Origin of the sequence: Pseudomonas sp. P97.38, assembly GCF_001269745.1 — a bacterium.
In the GTDB taxonomy this organism is placed as follows: Bacteria; Pseudomonadota; Gammaproteobacteria; order Pseudomonadales; family Pseudomonadaceae; genus Aquipseudomonas; species Aquipseudomonas chlororaphis_E.
In genome coordinates, this window is record NZ_LHVJ01000022.1 from 97,348 (window position 1) to 118,684 (window position 21,337).

Below are 21,337 nucleotides of genomic sequence, written 5' to 3' on the forward strand. Positions count from 1 at the left end.
GTTCAATCAGCCGATGTCTTCGGCGCTGCCAGGGCGTTCAACGCCGCTTTACGCGCCTCGATAGGCAGCCTGCCAAGCTTCTCGACCGCCGAATAGAACGCCTCCCAGTCTCCGTCTTGCTGCCTGTACAGCGCCGCGAACGCTGGGACCCATTGGTCGTACAGGCCGAACGGCAATAAGCGGGCGTTGTTCATGGGCGCATAGACCCAGGCATCGTAGCGCTTGTCGCCCGCCCACTGGCTGTCGCGCAGGTGTTCGTAGTCGCTGCGCAGGCGTTCGAATGCCTGTGCCTTGCGCTGGCGCATTTGCTCGGTTGGCAGTGGCTGGGCGTAGAGGGTCTCCAGCCGTTGCCGGGTGTCGAGCACCAGCTGGGTGAATTGGTCGCGCTGCTGCATCCGCTTGCCGTTGTCCGGCGCCAGGCCGCGGCTGGCGCGCCATTGCCGGGTGCCTTCCTGTTCGACGAAGGTGGCGAAGGACTCATTGAACTCGGTGTCGTCCTTTACATAGAACCGCTGGTGCGCCAATTCATGAAAAATCAGCGTCGCCAGGCGCTCGTCGCCCCAGTGCATCATCGAACTCAGGATCGGGTCGTTGAACCAGCCCAGGGTCGAATAGGCCTCCACGCCGCCAATCGACACGTCCATGCCCTGCAAGCGCTGCAAGGCCGCCTCGCCACGGGCGGCGCCCTGGCTGTAGTAGCCGCGGTAGGCCACGCAGCCGGCGATGGGGAAGCAATGGGTTTGCGGCGCCAGGGAAAATTCTGGCGTGGCGAAGACATTCCAGACCACGAACGGCCGGCCAATGTCGGCGTACAGGCGATAGCTCTTGTTGTCCGGCAGGTGCAGGTGGCTGCTGGCAAACACGCGGGCCTCGCGGGACTGGGCCAGGTGCGCGCGCAATTGGGCGTCGCGAGACGGGTCGGCGATCACCTTGTCGATCGGCTCACGGGCTTGCAGCAAGCGCAGTTGTCCGCCGACCAACTGGCTGTAGTAGCCAGCGCTGGAGCAACCGTTGAGTAACAAAAGCAGGAGGCCTGGAAACAAAATCCGGAAAACACGGTCGAGTAACCGATGGCTTGAACGCGGCCTGATCAATTGGAATCACCTTGGGAGAGTCTGCCCACAAGACTATCTCGCTTGCCTGGAGCTTCGCTATGCGCGTGTTGATGCTGACAAGTGGCCTTTTGCTGCTGACCGGTTGTGCCGGGCTGCCGGACCCCGATCCGTCCCAAGCGTGGATCGACCTGGGAAGCCATCAGGACACCGCGTTGCAAGCGTTGGAGGTCGACGATAAGACCTCCATCGACAAGCGTTATTTCGAAGTGCAGCCTGGCAGCCATGAGCTGACGGTGCGTTATCAATTTGCCGTCGAGCCCGGCAACATCGGCCCGGATGCCGAGCCGCTGTGGCGTGATTGCCGGCTGAACATCAAGTTCAAGGACTTCAACGCTGGCCAGCGTTACCAGTTGCAGGCCGGCAGCATTGGTTTCCGGCCGTGGGCCAAGCTCTACGATCAACAGCGCAAAGTGGTGGGGCAAGGTACGCCGGCGGGCTGCCAGCAAAGCTGATCGGCGCTATGCTCAGGGCCTGATTTTCCAGGACGCTGAACATGCGCGCTCTTATACCGATACTGACGCTCATTGCTCTGGGCGGCTGCGCAATGACCCCGCTTCCCCCGGTTGACCCGAACATGGCCTGGGTCGATTTCGCCATGCCATCGCCGGGTGGCAAGGTCCTGATGGCGCAAAGCCTGGATGGACAACGCCTGCGGGATGGGCGGTTTTTCCAAGTGTCACCAGGCAGCCACGAACTGGAAGTGCGCTTCGACTTCGAGGTGTTCGGTGGTGGCGGGTTGGGGATGTTTTCCGAACCGCAAGAGCGGCTGTGCTACCTGACCGTACGCTACGATGGCTTCGAGGCCGGCCAACGCTATCGCCTGGAGGCCCGTAGCCTGGCCTATAGCCCAAGCGCCAGGCTATACAACGCCAAGCGAGAAGTGGTCGCCGAAGACCGACAAGCCCACTGCCTGATGTAGCGCGGCTAGCGGTCGTTCTTCTGGTAGATGATTTTCTTCGTGCCGTTTTCGCACGTCCCTACCACCATGTTCTGGTCGTGGACTTCATCATTGGTGACGATTTCCAGCGTGTAGGACGTGACACCCTGCGCCTGGATCTTGGCTTCGATCTCGGCCTTGAGCTCTTCGCACGGTTTGGGCGCCGCGAGGGCGGATGTGGCGAAGGCGCAACCAATGACCACCACGGCAAATCGTTTCATGCTCGAAATTCCTCATGGCAGCGCGCACTGCCTGTGCGCAGACCCTGCATACCTTCATTCGACCACAGATTGCTGATGGGGTAACAGGGTAAAAAGACCGCAGCCTGCGGCGGCCCGGAGGCTGCGATCTTCGGTTCGTCAGCTCACCAGGGTTGCGTCCAGGGTGATCTTGGCGTTCAGCACCTTGGAAACCGGGCAACCTTCCTTGGCCTTGTTGCTCAGCTCTTCGAACTGCTGCTGGCTGGCGCCGGGGATCTTGGCCTTGAGCGTCAGTTTCACCGCGGTGATCGCAAAGCCGCCATCGACCTGATCCAGGGTGACGTCGGCGTTGGTGTCGATGGCGTCAGCCTTGAGCCCGGCTTCGCCGAGAATCATCGAAAACGCCATGGAGAAGCAACCCGCGTGGGCCGCGCCGATCAGCTCCTCGGGGTTGGTGCCCTTGCCGCCTTCGAAGCGAGCCTTGAAGCCATAAGGTGCTTCGCGCAACACACCGGTTTCAGTGGAGATGGAGCCGATGCCGGTTTTCAGGTCACCTTCCCAGTGAGCCGATGCTTTCTTAATGATAGCCATGTCTGCCTCCTCAAGGTCCGGCGCGAGGTTTCGCGTCCGTGTTTGTCATTACCAGGGTTGTGAGGATAGACCGGCCAGGAAAGTTCATCCTGTCGATTAGTTGACCAATTTAGTAGGAAAATTCATTGTTGCTATTGAAACTCGGGTATATGCCCACATTGCATAGCACACACCTTTAGAAACGGCAGGCTTTCGCCCTTAGGAAAGCCCGGAACGCCGTTGGAGATCCCGGCCCATGAAACAGTTGTCCGAAGTGAAATTCTCAACCCTGGACCTTGTGCCCGTTCGCGCCGACGGCAATGCCGCCCAGTCCCTGCGCAACTCCCTGGACTTGGCGCAGCACGTGGAAAAATATGGCTACACCCGCTTCTGGGTGGCCGAGCACCACAACATGGATGGCATCGCCAGCTCCGCGACGGCGGTGCTGCTGGGTTACCTGGCGGGAGGCACTTCGACCATTCGTGTCGGCTCCGGCGGGGTGATGTTGCCCAATCATGCGCCGTTGGTCATTGCCGAACAGTTCGGTACCTTGGAAAGCCTCTACCCCGGGCGAATCGATCTGGGCTTGGGCCGGGCGCCGGGTTCCGACCAGATGACCGCCCGGGCGCTGCGTCGCGAGCGCTCCGGCAGCGCCGACGACTTCCCTGATGACGTGGCCGAACTGATGCGCTATCTCGGCCCGCGCACGCCGGAGCAACGCATCATTGCCATGCCGGGCACCGGGACCAACGTGCCGGTGTGGCTGTTGGGTTCCAGTCTGTTCAGCGCGCAACTGGCCGGTGAGCGCGGTTTGCCCTACGCCTTTGCCTCACATTTCGCACCGCGCTTCATGCACGAGGCGATTCGCATCTACCGCAACCACTTCAAACCGTCCGCGGTGCTCGACAAGCCTTACGTGATGCTCGGCGTGCCACTGGTAGCCGCCGACACGGATGAGCGGGCCGATTATCTGGCGACGTCGGTGTACCAGCGGATCCTGGCATTGATGCGTGGGCAGAGCCTGGTGCAGCGCCCGCCGGTGGAGTCCATGAACGGGCTCTGGCTACCTCATGAGAAAGAAGCGGTTGGCGACTTCCTTGGCCTGGCTATGGTCGGTGGCCCGCAGAAGATTCGCGCCAAGCTGGAGGTGTTGATCGAACAAACCCAGGCCGATGAGCTGATTTTCACCAGCGACCTGTATGAACATGCCGATCGCCTGCACTCGTATGAGCTGCTGGCCCAGGTCATGAAAGGCTGAATCGCAGCCATGAAAAAGCCGACGCATTGCGTCGGCTTTTCGTATGCATCAGATCAACCGCGTTTGTAGGTAATCACCTTACTGCCGGCTTCGCAGGTGCCGAGGACCTTGGCGTCAGCCGCTGCGCTTTTTTCGACAATTTCAAGGGTATAACCTGACACGCCCTTGGCATCCAGCTTCGCTGCGATTTCGCTTTTCAGCTCTTCGCAAGGCTTGCCGGCCGCAAATGCGCCACCCGCAAGGCTCAGCAAACCCACGGCTACCATTAACTTTTTCATCGCTTGCACTCCTTGGTCGGATCAAATAGGGCAGGTATTGGAAAGACGTGACACGCAGACAATAGCGCATCGCCAGTCCCTATGGCACTCCGCCAGCGCGCAAGTTCATTGTCCTCAGCTGTTGGCGATGCGGAATCCGACCTTGATGGTCACTTGAAAGTGCGCGGCCCGGCCGTTTTCGATGTGTCCGCGGGTTTCCGTGACTTCAAACCATTCCAGGTGCTTGAGGCTTTTGCTGGCCTCGGCGAGGGCGTTGTTGATGGCGTCCTCGATGCTGGTGGGAGACGAGCCGACCAGCTCGACTTTCTTGTACGTGTGATGATCAGTCATGACGTTCTCCTGTAGGGGTCTTTAACAGCCTAGCAGCGATTTTTCGCCTTACATCTGGCGCCGCTTGCCCCTGGAAAGTTCAGATTTACTGCACTTTCAGAAATGGCTGGAGTCCCAATTCACACCACTCAACCACTGCAGGAGAGAGCCACCATGGCCAGCAATTCGTTACGTAAAGCCTCGTTGCAAAGCATGGAAGCGGAGATCGAGAGTCTGCTCAAGTCGTTGGAAAGCTTGAAGGACGACGCCTCTGATGAGTCGCGCAAGACCCTCAAGACGCTCAAGGCGAATGCCGAAAGTGCGTTGAAACATTCTCGGCACCTGCTCAGCGATGCGTATGAAGAGGTCAAGGTGAAAACCCGCGAAACCGGGCTCGCCACTCGCGATTACGCGCAAGAGCACCCTTGGACCACGGCCGGCGTCGCGGTGGGGGCCATTGGCCTGCTGGCCGCTTACCTGTTGTGCAAACGCGGTGACTGAGCCGGTTGGCCCAACTCATGCCTGAGCCACTGGGCCAACTGACGAGCGCGCCCGTCCGCGGCGCGCTTGGGTAGCCACAACGCCAGTCGCGCCGGGGTTTCACCGAAGCCCCAGGGCGCGACCAGCCGCCCGGCACGTACGTCCTCGGCCACCAACGGCTCGGGGGCGATAGCGACGCCCAGTCCGGCAACGGCGGCCTCCAGCAAATAATACAAATGTTCGAAGCCTTGCCCGAATGTCAGTGCCCGGGGTTCGAGGGCGTTTTGCCGTGCCCAGGTCGGCCACGCCTGGGGGCGAGACGTGGTGTGCAGCAGCGGCTCATCCAGCAGCGCATTGGCCGGGGCGCCTTGCAGCCGGGCGAACCCGGCGTAGTGCGGACTCATCACCGGGCCGATGCGCTCGACCGCCAGTTCATACACCTGCATGTCGGCTGGCCAGGGCGGCTCGGCGAAGACCAGCAAGGCGTCCAGGCCCGGTCGCCTGGGGTCCAGGTCGCCTTCACCGGCGGACAGGTGCAGGCGCAGGTCCGGCAAGTCGGCATTGAGCCGGCCCAGGCGAGGAATGAACCATCGCGCCAGCAGGCTGCCCGAGCAACCCAGTACGAACGGAGCGTCCGCCGTGCTTTGGGTCAGCTCCGCACATACGCTGCGCAGGCGTTCGAAGGCGTCGCTGCTGGCGTCGCGCAGACGTACGCCCGCATCTGTGAGTTTCAAGCCGCGCCCATCCTTGACCAACAGGCTCACGCCCAGGTGTTCCTCCAGTGCTTTGAGCTGGCGACTGACCGCACCGTGGGTCACGTGCAGTTGTTCGGCCGCCTGGCTTACGCTGTTGAGTCGGGCGGTGGCCTCGAAGGCGCGCAGGGCGTTGAGCGGAGGAAGATCGTGGCGCATTTTATCTGTGAGTTTTCCTGACAGGTTGTGGCGATCTTATCGGTTTTCAGCGGGCAATGTCAGGGGTAGAGTGAGCCTCATTGTCTCTCTACATATTTGCCTGGAGCGCCCCGATGACCCAGCCTACGACCCCTTTCAACCTGCGCAGTGGCCCCGATGCCAATGGCCTGTTTGGTGCATTCGGCGGCCGCTATGTGGCCGAAACCCTGATGCCACTGATCCTGGACCTGGCCCGTGAATACGAAGCGGCGAAGCAAGATCCTGCGTTTATCGAGGAGTTGGCCTACTTCCAGCGCGATTACGTCGGGCGTCCGAGCCCGCTCTATTTCGCCGAACGCCTGACCGAATACTGCGGCGGCGCCAAGATCTACCTCAAGCGCGAAGAGCTGAACCACACCGGCGCCCACAAGATCAACAACTGCATCGGCCAGATCCTGCTGGCGCGGCGCATGGGTAAAAAACGCATCATCGCCGAGACCGGCGCCGGCATGCACGGCGTGGCCACTGCTACCGTGGCCGCGCGGTTCGGGCTCGATTGCGTGATCTACATGGGCACCACCGACATCGAACGCCAGCAGGCCAACGTGTTCCGCATGAAGCTGCTGGGCGCCGAGGTGATCCCGGTGGTGGCTGGCACGGGCACCTTGAAAGACGCGATGAACGAAGCGCTGCGCGATTGGGTGACCAACGTCGACAGCACGTTCTACCTGATCGGCACGGTGGCAGGCCCGCACCCTTACCCAGCCATGGTGCGCGACTTCCAGGCCGTCATTGGCAAGGAAACCCGCGATCAACTGCAAGCCCAGGAAGGCCGCCTGCCGGACAGCCTGGTGGCGTGCATCGGTGGCGGCTCCAATGCCATGGGCCTGTTTCACCCGTTCCTGGACGACAAGAGCGTCGACATCATCGGCGTCGAGGCCGCCGGCTATGGCATCGAGACCGGTAAACATGCGGCGAGTCTGAACGGCGGTGTGCCGGGTGTGCTGCACGGCAATCGCACCTTCCTGTTGCAGGACGACGACGGCCAGATCATCGACGCTCATTCGATTTCCGCCGGCCTCGATTATCCGGGTATCGGCCCGGAGCACGCCTGGTTGCACGACATCGGCCGCGTCCAGTACACCTCGGTCACCGATGCCGAAGCCTTGGAAGCGTTCCACAAGTGCTGCCGCCTGGAAGGGATCATTCCTGCGCTGGAAAGCGCCCACGCCCTGGCTGAAGTGTTCAAGCGCGCGCCCAACCTGCCCAAGGATCACCTGATGGTGGTCAACCTGTCCGGCCGTGGCGACAAAGACATGCAAACCGTGATGCACCACATGGAACAGTCCCAGCAGGAGAAACACTGATGAGCCGCCTGCAAACCCGTTTTGCCGAACTCAAGCAACTGAACCGCGCTGCCCTGGTGACGTTCGTCACGGCCGGCGACCCGGACTACGATACGTCGCTGGCGATCCTCAAGGGCCTGCCGGCGGCCGGTGCCGACGTGATCGAGTTGGGCATGCCGTTCACCGACCCGATGGCTGACGGCCCGGCGATCCAGTTGGCGAACATCCGTGCGCTGGGCGCCCAGCAGAACCTGGCGAAAACCCTGCAGATGGTGCGCGAGTTCCGAAAGGACAATAACCAGACGCCGCTGGTGTTGATGGGCTACTTCAACCCGATCCATCGCTATGGCGTTCAGCGTTTCATCGGCGAGGCGCTGGATTCTGGCGTTGATGGCCTGATCGTGGTCGACATGCCGCCTGAGCACAACGCTGAGCTGTGCGATCCGGCCCAGGCAGCGGGGCTGGACTTTATCCGCCTGACGACGCCCACCACCGACGACGTGCGGTTGCCCACCGTACTCAACGGCAGCTCGGGCTTCGTCTACTACGTATCGGTAGCGGGCGTGACCGGTGCTGGCGCCGCCACCCTGGAGCACGTGGAAGAAGCCGTGACTCGCCTGCGTCGTCATACCGATTTGCCCATCAGCATTGGTTTTGGCATCCGCACACCGGAGCAGGCCGCGGCGATCGCACGATTGGCCGATGGCGTGGTGGTCGGTTCGGCGTTGATCGACCATATCGCCAGCGCCGATACCCCGGCCCAGGCAATCGATGGTGTACTGAGTTTGTGTGCCGCATTGGCCGAAGGTGTGCGTAACGCGCGCTGAGTGTTTCAACCAGCGGGACACGAAAAAGGGTTCAGAACCAGGTTCTGAACCCTTTTTTGTTGTGCATGACGTGGTCGGTGGCTGGCTTCAGGGCAACTCCAACCCACCGCCTGCCTTGTGCAGTTTTCGCAGGTGCTCGCCGATCTCTTTGACGTTGGCCTCGCTCGCTGCAATTTCGGCGGCGCGGCTTGGCTCCAGTAATGCCCGGACTTCCTTGTCCAGGTCGCCGGTCAGCGTTTGCAACTGTTTCTGTCGCAAGTTGCTTTCCGATTCCAGGCGCTGCCACTCACTGGGTTGGGGCAATCCGTAGCCGCTTGTGCCCAGCAACTCGGCGGGGCGGCTCAGGAAACCGCTGTTGGCGAGAATCTGTTGCAGTGTGGCATTCGCCCTTTCCATGCCGCCGTTTTGCAGCTCGCGAGCTCCGAGGTAGCGTTGCTTGACTTCGTCCTGGGCCAGCAGCAACTGCCGGCGGTAGCTGGCCTGCTCCAGCAACAGCAATGCCGCGCTGGTGCGCAGATCGGCCTGCTCGAACCAGACGCGGCGCTCGGCGGCATCCAGGGCCAGCCAGTCTTCCACGGTTTGTTGCTTGATGGGCAGGTACTTCTTCAGCACGTTGAACATGGCCTGGTAGCGTTCGCGGAACGAGTCGAAGCGGTAGCCCAGGCGCAAGGCCTCCTTGGGATCGTCCAGCACACGGGTGTCCGCCAGCCCTCGGCCCTTGAGCACTTCCAGCAAACCGTTGGGCATGATGCTGTCCAGGCCGGTGAGTTGCTGGTTGTTACTGCCACTGCGCAGCAGTTTCAAGCTCTCGACTGCGCAGTTGTTGGACAGGAAATAATAGTTGCCGTCGTAGCTCCAGTGCATTTCGGCGGCGTGTTCGACGGTTTCCTCGATTTCACGGCGCGACAGCTTCAGCGGTACCGACGCCAGGCTGCGTAGTTCGGTCTTGGTGTACTCGTCGATCACCTGGGACAGCGGCAACACGAACAGGCGCGACGGGTATTTGCCCACCAGGCCGTCCCAACTGGACAACTGCACATCGCCCACGAAAGCGCGATACGACAGCACCAGGTGTTGGTCCAGGTCCAGCCGGCAGTCGGGGCCACGGGGGCGACCTGGAGCACAGATCACCAGTCGCAGCATGCTGTGGCCCCAGCGGCTGACCCAGTTCTGGTTGGCTTCGGCCAGTAGATAATCGATAGCGTAGACTCGCTCCGGGTCGACCTTGCCCAGCGGGGTCTTGGCGAAGTCGTTGCCGGCGTTGAGGAAGGCGAACGACTTGGCGCAGGCGTCCTTGGCGGCGGGAGCCCAGCCGAAGTGTTCCTGGTAATAACGGTACAGGGCGGGTCGGCGGCAGGCATAGCTTGGGTCCAGGAGGAAGTACTCCATGTTGACCGCGACGAATTCCTTGGGGCTGCTTGTTTCGTAGAGGTCCGGGCTGCGGGCGACCTGGCGATTGTGTTGTTCCCGTTCGCCGCGCCGACCTACGTACTGCGGCCAACCGGCGAGGTCCAGCAAGCGTGGATCATCGCTGAGGGTAAAGCGACGGCCGTTCTGACCGCGGCATTCGTCTGGAAGGCCGATCAGCCCGGCGCTGTCGTTGCGTCGGGTGCAGCGCTGGATCAGCGCGCGTTCGGCATCAGGCCATAGACGCGAACGGTCATAGATGTGGGTCAGTTCATGGAGCACCGTGGCGAGCATCTCTCGCCGCACAGTGCCGTGGGGGCGGTGGGTTTTTTGGGTCGCGGCGCTGCCGTCGGTGAGGCTGTCGAGCAGGTTGCTGTTGAGGTCCAGTTGCGATACTAGCGAAGCCTGGCCGTAAGCATTGGCTGGCATCTGGTCGGTCCAGCCAACATCGATGCGTCGGTCCAGACGCTCGATGAAGCGCGGCGGTAGGGCCTGCATGGCCTCATCGAGCAGCGCCTGGCTGGCCTGCTGTTGTGCGGGGCTGAGCCCTTCGGTGTTGAGGTGCAGTTGCAGGCCGGCCTGGGCCATGCTGCCCATGAGCAACAGGACCCCGGCCGTCAGCCAGGCGGCGAGCCGCCTCACAATGCGAGGATGGCTTCGGCGAGAACCTGGTCGCTGGCGTCACGCGCTTCCGGCACGCGGGTGCGCAAGGTGTCGAAGGCTGCCTCGAGATGAGCGCCACGGATCTCGCCATTGCTGGCGACAAAACTGGCGGCATCGTCGTGGGCTTCGCGGACGATTTTCGAGTCGCGGATCGACGTGGTGGTGTCGGAAGTGAAATCGATCGTGCGCTGGGAGGCGCGGACGATGATGTTACTGGTGGCTACCAGGGTATGTGCCTGGGCCACATCGGCCAGTACCAGCAGGCCAAGGGCGGCAGCAATCAGCGGGCTACGCATGGAACGACTCCGGAGAATAAAGATAACTATTGGACGAGAATTGCCTGTGCCAGTTCAAGGTCGCTGACGTGAAGTTTTGGTTGGGTCCGGCGCAGGTAGTCCAGGGCCGATTCCAATTGTGCACCTCGCAGCTGTCCGTCACTGGCGACAAACGCCGCGGCGTCATCGTGAGCGGCGACGATCAGTTTATGGTCGAAGGGCGCGGAGGTCACCATGCTCGTGGCATATCCGCTGGCCACCACTTGCTGGGTGGACACATCGAAGGCATGGGCCGGAACAGACCAGCATGCCGCTACACAGGCAATTGCGAAGAACAGATCTGAGTAAAAACGCATGGGGCTCGACGATTGACGGTGAACCTGAAGGCTAGCGCAAACCCCCGGCCCAGAGCCAGCGTTGAAACATCGGAACATATTTTGAAGCCCGATGTTTCATGTTGCATCAGATAACCAGGATGGCCTGGGCCAACTGCGCGTCGGTGGCGTTCAACTGAGGTGCCTGTTGGCGGATGTAGTTCAGGGCGCTTTCCAGCTTCACACCGCGAATGACACCTTCGCTGGCCACGAAGCTGGCGGCGTCATCACGGGCCGCCTGGACGATCTTGTTGTCCCGCAGCGACGAGGTGGCATCGGAGGTCGCGTCGGAAGTGGCCTTCAATGCGCCGACGAGGGAGTCGGTCGTGACGATGAAACTGCTGGCGTTGGACTGGGCGGCTACGGCCAGCAAGGCAACTGCACTGAGCAGACGAAGACGGGTCATGATGGAACTCCTTGGGCATTGAGGTGATGTCGGTGCGTGTAGCTGAAAGAGGAGACGCGTGCTCGACTCGCTTCGCCACGGTTGCACCGATATTAGGGCAGAACGAGTCGGCTGGCAGCCCTGCATGACTGATCAGTTCTGATGTCATCGATTCAGTGGCGCCTCTGATGTAACTGTTATGGTTGATTTTTATTGATCTAGAAACTGTTATGTTGCCGCTTTTTCACCCTGTCGAGGACCTGAAACGACAAGACCCGTCGTGGTTCCCACGACGGGTCTTGTTTGTTCAATTCAGTGCTGGCGGTGGACCCGGAGGGTCAGGGCCAGCGACGCTGAGTTAGCGCCAGAACGGCTTGCTCAGCTCTTCGTAGCGTTGTGCTTCGCTGATACCGGCGTCAGCCAGCAGGCGCGAATCCAGACGAGCCAGTTGATGGCGGCTGGCGATGCGGCGCTGCCACAGCATCAGGTTGGCAATAACGCGAAGAGGCAGGGAAGCCTGGTTTTTTGCAGCGTTGTCTTCGAAGAACAGCTCGGAACTGAGTGTACGTTCCATGGTGACATCCTTCCGCTTGTGGCGGGATTAGGTAGTGGTTTGACTGGTGCCCATGATCCTCTCGTTTGGCCAGTCTCTCTAGATACAGTTCATCTGTATTGTGAGAGACCAGTTAACTGTTAAACAGCGGTGTACTGGTCGATATTGAAGCAACTGTACCTATGCGCTCCAACTTGGTGCGAAATTGGATGCCTGGCAAGCGTTTCTAGGAAAAGACTGTAGAAAAACACCGGTACAGCAGTACAGTTTTTTCCGTTAGCGAGCTGAGTTGCCAAGCACGGCCAAACTGTAATTGCCAATAGGCCGATCCAACTGTGTCAAACCGCCAACATGCGCCCGGTTTCTTCCAGATTAACGTGCCAACTCAGTGCATCACGCAGAATGTGCGGGGTATGGCCTCCCAGTTTGCATGCTGCTTCGAAATACTGGTTCAAGGCCTCGCGATAGCTCGGGTGCACACACTTGTCGATGACCACGCGTGCCCGCTCCCTTGGAGCCAGGCCCCGAAGGTCGGCGAGGCCGATCTCGGTCACCAGGATGTCAACATCATGCTCGGTATGGTCCACATGGCTGACCATTGGCACGACGCTGGAAATCGCACCGCCCTTGGCAATCGACTTGGTGACGAAAATGGACAGGTGCGCATTGCGGGCAAAGTCCCCCGAGCCGCCGATGCCGTTCATCATCCGTGTGCCACAGACGTGGGTAGAGTTGACGTTGCCATACAGGTCGAACTCCAACGCGGTGTTGATGCCAATGATGCCCAGGCGGCGCACCACCTCGGGATGGTTGGAAATTTCCTGTGGGCGCAGGACCAGTTTGTCCTGGTAACGCTCCAGGTTCCCGAACACATCGGCATTGCGCCGGCTCGACAGCGTGATGGAGCTGCCCGAGGCGAAGCTCAGTTTGCCGGCGTCGATCAAATCGAACGTCGAGTCCTGCAGGACTTCGGAATACATGGTCAGGTCTTCGAACGGGGAGTCGATCAACCCGCACATCACCGCGTTGGCAATATTGCCGATGCCGGCCTGCAGCGGGCCGAGCTTGTTGGTCAGGCGCCCAGCCGCCACTTCCTGCTTGAAGAACTCGATCAGGTGATCGGCAATGGCCTGGGTGTCGTTATCCGGTGGCGTGACGGTCGAGGGTGAATCGCCCTGATGGGTGATGACGATGGCGGCGATTTTTTCCGGTGGGATCGGGATCGCGGTGTTGCCAATGCGGTCGTCGACCTTCACCAGCGGTATCGGCGTGCGGGTCGGCCGATAGGTCGGAATATAGATGTCATGCAACCCTTCCAGGTTCGGATTGTGGGCCAGGTTGATTTCCACGATCACTTGCCGGGCAAAGATAGCGAAACTGGCGGAGTTGCCCACCGACGTGGTCGGTACGATGTGGCCTTGCTCGGTGATGGCGACGGCTTCGATCACGGCAACATCGGGCAGCTTGAGTTGGGCGTTGCGCAGTTGTTCGACGGTTTCCGAAAGATGCTGGTCGATGAACATCACTTCGCCTGCGTTGATCGCCTTGCGCAGCGTGCTATCGACCTGGAAGGGCATGCGCCGGGCCAGTACGCCGGCTTCGGTGAGCTCTTTGTCGAGGTCGTTCCCCAGGCTCGCACCGGTCATCAGGCTGATCTTCAGCGGAGTGACCTTGGCGCGTTGGGCCAGCGCGTGAGGTACCGCTTTCGCTTCGCCAGCTCGGGTGAAACCGCTCATGCCGACGGTCATCCCGTCCTGGATCAGCAGGGCGGCTTGCTCGGCGCTCATCACTTTGTTCAACAACGAAGGCAGGCGGATGCGATCACGGTACATGGTGTGTTATCTCGGGCTGGAAGCAAGGAGTGCGCAGTCTAGTGAATTCGCGCCATGCCCGACCCGCTACAAAAGTCGCATTTAAGGCGTCTATTACGAGGGTTTCAGGCAAAACATTATTACCGGATCGGTAACGCTGGGCCTTGATACAAATCAAAACGCCCCGACGAGGCGGGGCGTTTTGACGAAGCGGGGGACTTTTTATTCCACGGCTTTGACCATGTCTTCGATGACCTTCTTGGCGTCACCGAAGACCATCATGGTCTTGTCGAGGTAGAACAGTTCGTTATCCAGGCCGGCGTAGCCGCTGGCCATGGAGCGCTTGTTGACGATGATGGTCTTGGCCTTGAAGGCTTCGAGGATCGGCATGCCGGCAATCGGCGATTTCGGATCGTTCTTCGCCGCCGGGTTGACCACGTCGTTGGCGCCGAGCACCAGCACCACATCAGCCTGGCCGAACTCGGAGTTGATGTCCTCCATCTCGAACACCTGGTCATAAGGCACTTCGGCCTCGGCCAGCAGTACGTTCATGTGCCCGGGCATGCGGCCCGCCACCGGGTGGATCGCGTATTTCACCGTCACGCCGTGGTGGGTCAGCTTCTCGGTCAGCTCTTTCAAGGCGTGTTGTGCGCGTGCCACCGCCAGGCCATAGCCCGGAACGATGATGACCGTGTCGGCGTTGGTCAGCAGGAACGTCGCATCGTCCGCCGAACCGGACTTCACCGGACGGGCCTCTTGCGAACCGGCTGGGCCCGCCGCGTCGGCGCTGTTGCCGAAGCCGCCCAACAGCACGTTGAAGAACGAACGGTTCATCGCCTTGCACATGATGTACGACAGGATCGCACCGCTCGAACCCACCAGGGAGCCGGCGATGATCAGCATCGAGTTGTTCAGCGAGAAGCCAATGCCCGCGGCTGCCCAACCCGAATAACTGTTGAGCATCGACACCACCACCGGCATGTCGGCGCCACCGATCGGGATAATGATCAACACGCCCAGCACGAACGCCAGGGCCAGCATCAAGGCGAATGCGCCGAGGTTGCCAGTGAACATGAAGGTCAGGCCCAGGCCCAGCGTGGCCAGGCCCAGGATCAGGTTGAGCTTGTGCTGGCCACCGAACTGTACGGGTGCGCCCTGGAACAGGCGGAACTTGTACTTGCCCGACAGCTTGCCGAAGGCGATCACCGAGCCGGAGAAGGTGATTGCACCAATTGCCGCGCCGAGGAACAGCTCCAGGCGGTTACCGGCCGGAATCGAATCGCCCAGTTGCTTGACGATGCCCAGCGATTGCGGCTCGACGACGGCGGCAATGGCAATGAACACCGCTGCCAGGCCGATCATGCTGTGCATGAAGGCGACCAGTTCCGGCATCTTGGTCATCTCGACGCGCTTGGCCATGATCGAGCCGGCGGTACCGCCGATCAGCAGGCCGACGATGACGTAGCCGATGCCGGCGGTTGCCAGCTCAGCGCCCAGCTTATAAATGAGGCCAACGGTGGTGAGAACCGCCATCGCCATGCCGAGCATGCCGAACAGGTTGCCGCGACGGGAGGTGGTCGGGTGCGACAGGCCTTTGAGGGCCTGGATGAAGCAGATGGACGCGATCAGGTAGAGCGTCGTTACCAGGTTCATGCTCATTACTTGGGCGCCTCTTCTTTTACGGCTTTCGGGGCTTTTTTCTTGAACATCTCAAGCATGCGGCGCGTTACCAGGAAGCCACCGAACACGTTCACGGCGGCCAGGGCCACGGCGAGAGTGCCCATGGTTTTGCCCAGAGGCGTGACGGTCAGCGCGGCGGCGAGCATGGCGCCGACGATCACGATGGCCGAAATGGCGTTGGTCACCGCCATCAATGGCGTGTGCAGCGCAGGTGTGACGTTCCAGACCACGTGGTAACCGACATAAATAGCCAGCACGAAGATGATCAGGTTGTAGATACCGGGGGAGATAAGCTCTTCCATTGTCTGAATCCCTGCTTAGGCGTTTTTGCGGATGACCTGGCCATCGCGGCACATCAGGCACGCGGCGACGATGTCGTCTTCCAGGTTCACGTCGAACTGACCTTCCTTGGTGAAGACCAGCTTCAGGAAGTCCAGCAGGTTGCGGGCATACAGCGCCGACGCGTCAGCGGCGACCTCACCGGCCAGGTTGGTCGGGCCGACGATGGTCACGCCATGCTCGACCACCACTTGATCGGCCACGGTCAGCGGGCAGTTGCCGCCCTGGGCTGCAGCGAGGTCGATGACCACCGAGCCGGGTTTCATCTGCGCGACGGTGTCGGCGCTTAGCAGGGTCGGTGCCTTGCGGCCCGGGATCAACGCGGTGGTGATGACGATGTCGGCCTGTTTGGCGCGCTCATGCACGGCTTGCGCCTGGCGCTGCATCCAGCTGGCAGGCATTGGCCGGGCATAACCCCCCACGCCAACGGCGCACTCACGCTCCTCGTCGGTTTCGTAAGGCACATCGACGAACTTGGCGCCGAGGGACTCGATCTGTTCCTTCACAGCCGGGCGCACATCCGAAGCCTCGATCACTGCACCCAGGCGCTTAGCCGTGGCAATCGCCTGCAACCCGGCCACACCCGCGCCGAGAATCAGCACGCGCGCCGCTTTCACGGTACCCGCCGCGGTCATCAGCATCGGCATGAAACGTGGGTAGTAGTGGGCAGCCAACAGCACGGCCTTGTAGCCGGCAATGTTCGCTTGAGACGACAGCACATCCAGGCTTTGCGCGCGCGAGGTGCGCGGCGCGGCCTCCAGGGCGAACGCGGTAATGCCGCACTCGGCCAGCTTGGCGATGGTTTCGTTGTTGAACGGGTTGAGCATGCCCACCAGAACGGTGCCGCGTTTGATCAACGTCAGTTCGCTGTCGTTGGGGGCGACCACCTTGAGAATCAGCTCGGCGCCGAATGCCTCGCTGGCGCTGCCAATGGTGGCGCCTGCTGCCTCGTAAGCACTGTCGATAACGCTGGCCTTGATGCCGGCGCCGCTCTGGACGGTGACTTTGTGGCCTTGGCCGATCAGCTTCTTGATGGTTTCCGGGGTAGCAGCAACCCGTGTTTCACCCGGTTGGGTTTCGAGGGGAACACCAATGTGCACGTCAAATCTCCTGCGTGATCTTATTGAGTAAACCCATGCACTTCGGATGGTGCGGTTGGGGCGGCGGATCAGCACGGCCCCACTGATTCAGGCGGGGCGCGGCATTTTGCAGGCGAAAATTCAGGCCTTCAAGGGATTATGACGTGTGACGGAAAATTAACTACAAGTCACCCTGTGACCGAATGTCGCAAGCATCCCTGGACGCCCCTCTGAAACCCTTGTCCTGTAAGGCTTTAGGGAATTTTCAAAGGTTTTGCCATGAATCAGGTGAATATGCATTGGTGAATATGACGATATGGCTCAAAGCCACGTATTTAAACGCTTTCGAGACTACCGTACTGATTTCCAACAGATTGACTGAAAGCGACAAAAACTTATATCTGTAGCGCTTTTTATTAGCTGACTACCGGAGTCGGTTATCGATTTATGGCTATTTTTCAAGGTGATAGTCCTTGGCTTGATTCACCAGCCAATCACGAAAAGCACGGAGCGACGCCGACTCCACCTTGCGTTCCGGGATCATCAGGTAATAAGCCTTGATGCTCGACAGCGCGCTGCGGTTGGCAATGACCAGGCGCTTTTCCGCCAGTTCGCGTTGGATCAGAAACGGCGGGATCAAGGCAATGCCCATGTCGTGCATGGCCGCTTGGGCCAGCATGGAGAATAGTTCATAACGCGGGCCTGTCAGGTCGCGAGCGATGTTCAGGTTCTGGGCGTTGAACCATTGGCGCCATGCATAAGGACGAGTGGTCTGCTGGAGCAGGGGAAGTTCGGCGATGACCTCTGGCGTCAGACCTTTGCGGCCATCCAGTAGGGCTGGGCTGCACACCGGCATCGGATTCTCACCCATCAGTTTGTGGGATTCGGTTCCGGACCAGTCCGCATCACCGAAATAGATGGCGGCGTCAAATTCCGTGTCTGCAAAGAGAAAGGGTCGTGTGCGGTTCGTCAGGTTAACGGTGACCTCCGGGTGCTGCTGTTGGAAATCCTTGAGGCGTGGCAGCAGCCATTGGGTGCCGAACGTCGGGACCACGGCCAGCTCGATCACGTTCGCACCGGTATGCCCCATCACCGACAGCGTATCTCGCTCGACGGCATCCAGTTGAGCGGCCACCCGCCGACTGTAGGAAAGGCCTGCCTCGGTCAATTTGACTCCTCGCCGTGAACGTCGGAAAAGCTCGACGCTGAGGAAGTCTTCCAGGCCCGCGATCTGTCGGCAGATGGCGCCTTGGGTAAGGGAAAGTTCTTGAGCGGCCTTGGTGAAGCTCTCATGCCGCGCGGCGGCCTCGAAGCTGATCAGGGCGGCGGTACTGGGGATTTTACGACGCATGTACGGCTACCTCACTCATTACCGTTGTAAACAGGGCATACGGCATTTGCGGAGTGAGAAATTAGCACAAGAGGATGCGTAATCGTCGTTTGCCCTTGTAGGAAACCGCGCCTAGGATCAACCCACGATTTTCATCTAATTGGCGAGGACTCTTTCATGGCCGGTAAAGCGAGCTTCAACTGGATCGATCCATTGTTGCTGGACCAGCAACTCACCGAAGAAGAGCGCATGATCCGCGACACTGCCGAGCAGTTTGCCCAGCAGAAGCTGGCGCCGCGGGTGCTGGAAGCTTTCCGTCATGAAAAGACCGACCCGGCGATCTTTCGCGAGATGGGCGAAGTGGGGCTGCTGGGTGCAACCATTCCCGAACAATACGGTGGCAGCGGGCTGAACTATGTCAGCTATGGCCTGATTGCGCGTGAAGTCGAGCGTGTCGATTCCGGCTATCGCTCGATGATGAGTGTTCAATCTTCCCTGGTCATGGTGCCGATCAATGAATTTGGCACCGAGGCACAGAAGCAGAAGTACTTGCCCAAGCTGGCCTCCGGTGAATGGATCGGCTGCTTTGGCCTGACGGAGCCGAACCACGGTTCCGACCCAGGCGCGATGATTACCCGTGCGCGCAAGGTGGAAGGCGGCTACAGCCTGACGGGCAGCAAGATGTGGATCACCAACAGCCCGATAGCCGACGTGTTTGTCGTCTGGGGTAAGGATGACGCGGGCGATATCCGCGGCTTCGTTCTCGAAAAAGGCTGGAAAGGCCTGAGCGCTCCGGCCATCCATGGCAAGGTTGGTTTGCGTGCGTCGATCACCGGCGAGATCGTCATGGATAACGTGTTTGTCCCTGAAGAAAACATCTTTCCGGATGTGCGTGGCCTGAAGGGGCCGTTCACTTGCTTGAACTCGGCACGCTATGGCATTTCCTGGGGCGCGTTGGGTGCCGCTGAATTCTGCTGGCACACCGCTCGCCAGTACACGCTGGATCGCCAGCAGTTTGGCCGTCCCCTGGCGGCTAATCAGTTGATCCAGAAGAAACTGGCCGACATGCAGACGGAAATCACACTGGCCTTGCAGGGTTGCCTGCGCCTGGGCCGCATGAAGGATGAGGGCTCGGCTGCGGTGGAGATCACGTCGATCATGAAGCGCAACTCCTGCGGCAAATCCCTGGATATCGCCCGCATGGCGCGGGACATGCTGGGCGGTAACGGCATATCCGATGAGTTTGGTGTCGCGCGTCATCTGGTGAACCTGGAAGTCGTGAACACCTATGAAGGTACCCACGATGTCCATGCGCTGATCCTGGGGCGTGCGCAAACCGGTATCCAGGCGTTCTATTAATAGGAGAGCGGTCATGGGCGCGCTTTCGCATCTGCGGGTGCTGGACTTATCGAGAGTATTGGCCGGGCCGTGGGCCGGACAGATCCTGGCGGACCTGGGGGCGGAGGTCATCAAGGTCGAGCGCCCTGGCAATGGTGACGACACGCGTGCCTGGGGCCCGCCGTTCCTGAAGGATGCGTCTGGCGAGAATACGACCGAAGCGGCTTATTACCTGTCGGCCAATCGCAACAAACAATCGGTAACGATCGACTTCACGCGCTCGGAAGGGCAGCAACTGGTTCGGGAGCTTGCGGCCAAGTCCGACATCCTGATCGAGAATTTCAAGGTGGGCGGGCTGGCGGCTTATGGCCTGGACTATGACTCGCTGAAAGCGATCAATCCGCGACTGATCTATTGCTCGATTACCGGTTTTGGCCAGACCGGACCGTATGCCAGGCGTGCCGGGTATGACTTCATGATTCAGGGGCTCGGCGGCCTGATGAGTCTTACCGGTCGGCCTGAAGGTGACGAGGGGGCGGGCCCGGTGAAGGTCGGGGTGGCGCTGACGGATATCCTTACGGGCCTGTATTCGACCGTTGCGATTCTGGCGGCGTTGGCTCATCGCGATCAGGTGGGTGGCGGGCAGCACATTGATATGGCCCTGCTGGACGTCCAGGTGGCTTGTTTGGCCAACCAGGCGATGAACTACCTGACCACGGGGCAGGCGCCGAAGCGGTTGGGCAACGCTCATCCGAATATCGTGCCTTATCAGGATTTTCCTACTGCTGATGGCGACTTCATTCTCACCGTGGGTAATGACAGCCAGTTCCGCAAATTCGCCGAGGTGGCCGGGCAACCTCAGTGGGCCGATGATCCACGGTTTGCGACGAATAAACTGCGGGTGGCGAACCGGGCGGTGTTGATCCCCTTGATTCGCCAGGCGACGGTGTTCAAGACCACGGCGCAATGGGTGGCTCAGTTGGAGCAGGCGGGGGTGCCGTGTGGGCCGATCAATGATCTGGCGCAGGTGTTCGCGGATCCACAGGTGCAGGCCCGAGGGCTGGCGGTGGAGCTGCCTCATGCGCTGGCCGGCAAAGTGCCTCAGGTGGCCAGTCCGATTCGTCTGTCCGAGACGCCCGTTGAATACCGCAGCGCGCCGCCTTTGCTGGGCGAACATACCCAGGAAGTGCTCCGGCGCGTGCTGGGGTTGGACGAGGCCGCGGTGACCGCACTCAAGGAAGCTGGCGTTCTTTGAAACCGTCCTTCTATATAGAGAGGCCCGAATAAGGGTTTTCCGGGCTTACTTAACTTATTGATAGGAAAGTGAAATTAAGTGTTGACGGCAGATTCCAGACGTCTATAATTCGCCCCACTTCCGGCGCAGCCGAAACGGAAAACTCCTTGAGTTTCAATGAGTTAAACGATTTTTCGGTAGCGCGGGGCTTCAGTTCATCGAAGTCCGGAAGCCGTGGATAAGGCGCTGTAGTTTGGCTTTATCAGTGCTTCGATCCTCTCGGTCGAAAGCGGTGAAAAAGAGGTGTTGACAGCAGCGAGCAACGCTGTAGAATTCGCCTCCCGCTAACGAGAGATCGAAAGCGCAAGTGGTTGAAGTTGTTAATGTTTCCCATGGGAAACTTTGAAAAACTTCTCAAATAACCGCTTGACAGCAACACCAGGCGCTGTAGAATGCGCGCCTCGGTTGAGACGAAAGAATCAATCACCGCTCTTTAACAACTGAATCAAGCAATTCGTGTGGGTGCTTGTGGAGTCAGACTGCTAGTCAACAGATTATCAGCATCACAAGTTACTCCGCGAGAAATCAAAGATGTAACCAACGATTGCTGAGCCAAGTTTAGGGTTTTCTCAAAACCCAAAGATGTTTGAACTGAAGAG

24 protein-coding genes are annotated in these 21,337 nt (G+C 60.1%); 8 read left to right on the top strand and 16 right to left on the bottom strand.

The features are described from left to right. Positions 1-2: 2 nt before the first annotated feature. Positions 3-1,094 (bottom strand): aminopeptidase, encoded by a 1,092-nt coding sequence (locus tag AD664_RS17815; RefSeq protein WP_053148285.1) that lies wholly within the window; start codon positions 1,092-1,094, stop codon positions 3-5. A 59-nt stretch (positions 1,095-1,153) separates the two neighbouring features. Here AD664_RS17815 and AD664_RS17820 point away from each other — a divergent pair, with 59 nt between their 5' ends. Then, entirely contained in the window at positions 1,154-1,567 is a 414-nt protein-coding gene (locus tag AD664_RS17820) for a hypothetical protein (RefSeq protein ID WP_053148288.1), read from the top strand. 41 nt (positions 1,568-1,608) lie between these two features. Beyond that, on the top strand, positions 1,609-2,034 hold the full coding sequence (locus AD664_RS17825; RefSeq protein ID WP_053148290.1) for a hypothetical protein: 426 nt from the start codon (positions 1,609-1,611) through the stop codon (positions 2,032-2,034). Positions 2,035-2,039: 5 nt separating this feature from the next. Here AD664_RS17825 and AD664_RS17830 read toward each other — a convergent pair whose 3' ends face one another. Together AD664_RS17830 and AD664_RS17835 are read right to left on the bottom strand one after the other, a co-directional pair. After that, positions 2,040-2,273 carry a DUF1161 domain-containing protein gene (locus AD664_RS17830; protein WP_047739321.1) on the bottom strand — a complete coding sequence of 78 codons (234 nt, stop codon included), beginning with the start codon at positions 2,271-2,273 and terminating at the stop codon, positions 2,040-2,042. Positions 2,274-2,411: 138 nt separating this feature from the next. Further along, positions 2,412-2,843, bottom strand: a complete 432-nt coding sequence (locus tag AD664_RS17835; RefSeq protein WP_042730554.1) for an OsmC family protein — start codon at positions 2,841-2,843, stop codon at positions 2,412-2,414. A gap of 235 nt (positions 2,844-3,078) precedes the next feature. Between AD664_RS17835 and AD664_RS17840 the strand changes: the two genes are divergently transcribed. Next, positions 3,079-4,080: an LLM class flavin-dependent oxidoreductase gene (locus tag AD664_RS17840; protein ID WP_047739320.1), complete on the top strand. Its 1,002-nt coding sequence runs from the start codon at positions 3,079-3,081 to the stop codon at positions 4,078-4,080. A 53-nt stretch (positions 4,081-4,133) separates the two neighbouring features. Here the strand turns inward: AD664_RS17840 and AD664_RS17845 are convergent, their stop codons facing one another. Then, the gene (locus tag AD664_RS17845) at positions 4,134-4,358 is read right to left on the bottom strand and encodes a DUF1161 domain-containing protein (RefSeq protein ID WP_053148292.1); all 225 of its coding nucleotides are present in this window, start codon (positions 4,356-4,358) and stop codon (positions 4,134-4,136) included. A 114-nt stretch (positions 4,359-4,472) separates the two neighbouring features. Continuing rightward, positions 4,473-4,688, bottom strand: coding sequence for a dodecin (locus AD664_RS17850; protein WP_042730551.1), 216 nt, complete (start codon positions 4,686-4,688; stop codon positions 4,473-4,475). Positions 4,689-4,841: 153 nt separating this feature from the next. On the opposite strand from AD664_RS17850, the gene AD664_RS17855 reads away from it, so the two are divergent. Continuing rightward, entirely contained in the window at positions 4,842-5,168 is a 327-nt protein-coding gene (locus AD664_RS17855; protein ID WP_042730550.1) for a YqjD family protein, read from the top strand. Here the strand turns inward: AD664_RS17855 and AD664_RS17860 are convergent. After that, positions 5,141-6,058, bottom strand: a complete 918-nt coding sequence (locus AD664_RS17860) for a LysR family transcriptional regulator (RefSeq protein WP_053148294.1) — start codon at positions 6,056-6,058, stop codon at positions 5,141-5,143. The genes AD664_RS17855 and AD664_RS17860 overlap by 28 nt on opposite strands. A 113-nt stretch (positions 6,059-6,171) precedes the next feature. Here AD664_RS17860 and trpB point away from each other — a divergent pair, with 113 nt between their 5' ends. Then, entirely contained in the window at positions 6,172-7,404 is a 1,233-nt protein-coding gene (trpB, locus tag AD664_RS17865) for a tryptophan synthase subunit beta (protein WP_053148296.1), read from the top strand. Further along, the gene (trpA, locus tag AD664_RS17870) at positions 7,404-8,210 is read left to right on the top strand and encodes a tryptophan synthase subunit alpha (RefSeq protein WP_042730547.1); all 807 of its coding nucleotides are present in this window, start codon (positions 7,404-7,406) and stop codon (positions 8,208-8,210) included. Before trpB ends, trpA begins: the two co-directional genes overlap by 1 nt. A gap of 87 nt (positions 8,211-8,297) precedes the next feature. On the opposite strand, the gene AD664_RS17875 is transcribed toward trpA, so the two are convergent. The 10 genes from AD664_RS17875 to AD664_RS17920 form a co-directional block, all read right to left on the bottom strand. After that, the gene (locus tag AD664_RS17875) at positions 8,298-10,259 is read right to left on the bottom strand and encodes a DUF4105 domain-containing protein (RefSeq protein ID WP_053148298.1); all 1,962 of its coding nucleotides are present in this window, start codon (positions 10,257-10,259) and stop codon (positions 8,298-8,300) included. Further along, positions 10,256-10,576, bottom strand: a complete 321-nt coding sequence (locus AD664_RS17880) for a DUF2388 domain-containing protein (RefSeq protein WP_003187020.1) — start codon at positions 10,574-10,576, stop codon at positions 10,256-10,258. Before AD664_RS17880 ends, AD664_RS17875 begins: the two co-directional genes overlap by 4 nt. Before the next feature lie 26 nt (positions 10,577-10,602). Then, positions 10,603-10,911, bottom strand: coding sequence for a DUF2388 domain-containing protein (locus AD664_RS17885; protein WP_053148300.1), 309 nt, complete (start codon positions 10,909-10,911; stop codon positions 10,603-10,605). A 106-nt stretch (positions 10,912-11,017) separates the two neighbouring features. After that, the gene (locus tag AD664_RS17890) at positions 11,018-11,335 is read right to left on the bottom strand and encodes a DUF2388 domain-containing protein (RefSeq protein ID WP_053148302.1); all 318 of its coding nucleotides are present in this window, start codon (positions 11,333-11,335) and stop codon (positions 11,018-11,020) included. Between the two features lie 337 nt (positions 11,336-11,672). Beyond that, the gene (locus tag AD664_RS17895; RefSeq protein WP_042730562.1) at positions 11,673-11,888 is read right to left on the bottom strand and encodes a DUF1127 domain-containing protein; all 216 of its coding nucleotides are present in this window, start codon (positions 11,886-11,888) and stop codon (positions 11,673-11,675) included. A gap of 317 nt (positions 11,889-12,205) precedes the next feature. Further along, positions 12,206-13,699, bottom strand: a complete 1,494-nt coding sequence (locus AD664_RS17900; protein WP_053148304.1) for an acetyl-CoA hydrolase/transferase family protein — start codon at positions 13,697-13,699, stop codon at positions 12,206-12,208. Positions 13,700-13,900: 201 nt separating this feature from the next. Beyond that, a complete protein-coding gene (locus AD664_RS17905; protein WP_053148306.1) occupies positions 13,901-15,337 on the bottom strand; it encodes an NAD(P)(+) transhydrogenase (Re/Si-specific) subunit beta in 1,437 nt (478 codons plus the stop codon). Further along, complete coding sequence (locus AD664_RS17910; RefSeq protein ID WP_003187010.1) at positions 15,337-15,660, bottom strand: NAD(P) transhydrogenase subunit alpha; 324 nt, start codon at positions 15,658-15,660, stop codon at positions 15,337-15,339. The genes AD664_RS17905 and AD664_RS17910 overlap by 1 nt, the downstream gene beginning before the upstream one ends. A gap of 15 nt (positions 15,661-15,675) precedes the next feature. Beyond that, complete coding sequence (locus tag AD664_RS17915) at positions 15,676-16,797, bottom strand: Re/Si-specific NAD(P)(+) transhydrogenase subunit alpha (protein WP_042731839.1); 1,122 nt, start codon at positions 16,795-16,797, stop codon at positions 15,676-15,678. Between the two features lie 430 nt (positions 16,798-17,227). Further along, positions 17,228-18,127 (bottom strand): LysR family transcriptional regulator, encoded by a 900-nt coding sequence (locus AD664_RS17920; RefSeq protein WP_053148308.1) that lies wholly within the window; start codon positions 18,125-18,127, stop codon positions 17,228-17,230. A gap of 156 nt (positions 18,128-18,283) precedes the next feature. On the opposite strand from AD664_RS17920, the gene AD664_RS17925 reads away from it, so the two are divergent. Further along, positions 18,284-19,465 (top strand): acyl-CoA dehydrogenase, encoded by a 1,182-nt coding sequence (locus AD664_RS17925; protein ID WP_053148310.1) that lies wholly within the window; start codon positions 18,284-18,286, stop codon positions 19,463-19,465. A 13-nt stretch (positions 19,466-19,478) separates the two neighbouring features. Further along, positions 19,479-20,699, top strand: a complete 1,221-nt coding sequence (locus AD664_RS17930) for a CaiB/BaiF CoA-transferase family protein (RefSeq protein ID WP_053148312.1) — start codon at positions 19,479-19,481, stop codon at positions 20,697-20,699. Positions 20,700-21,337 lie beyond the last annotated feature (638 nt).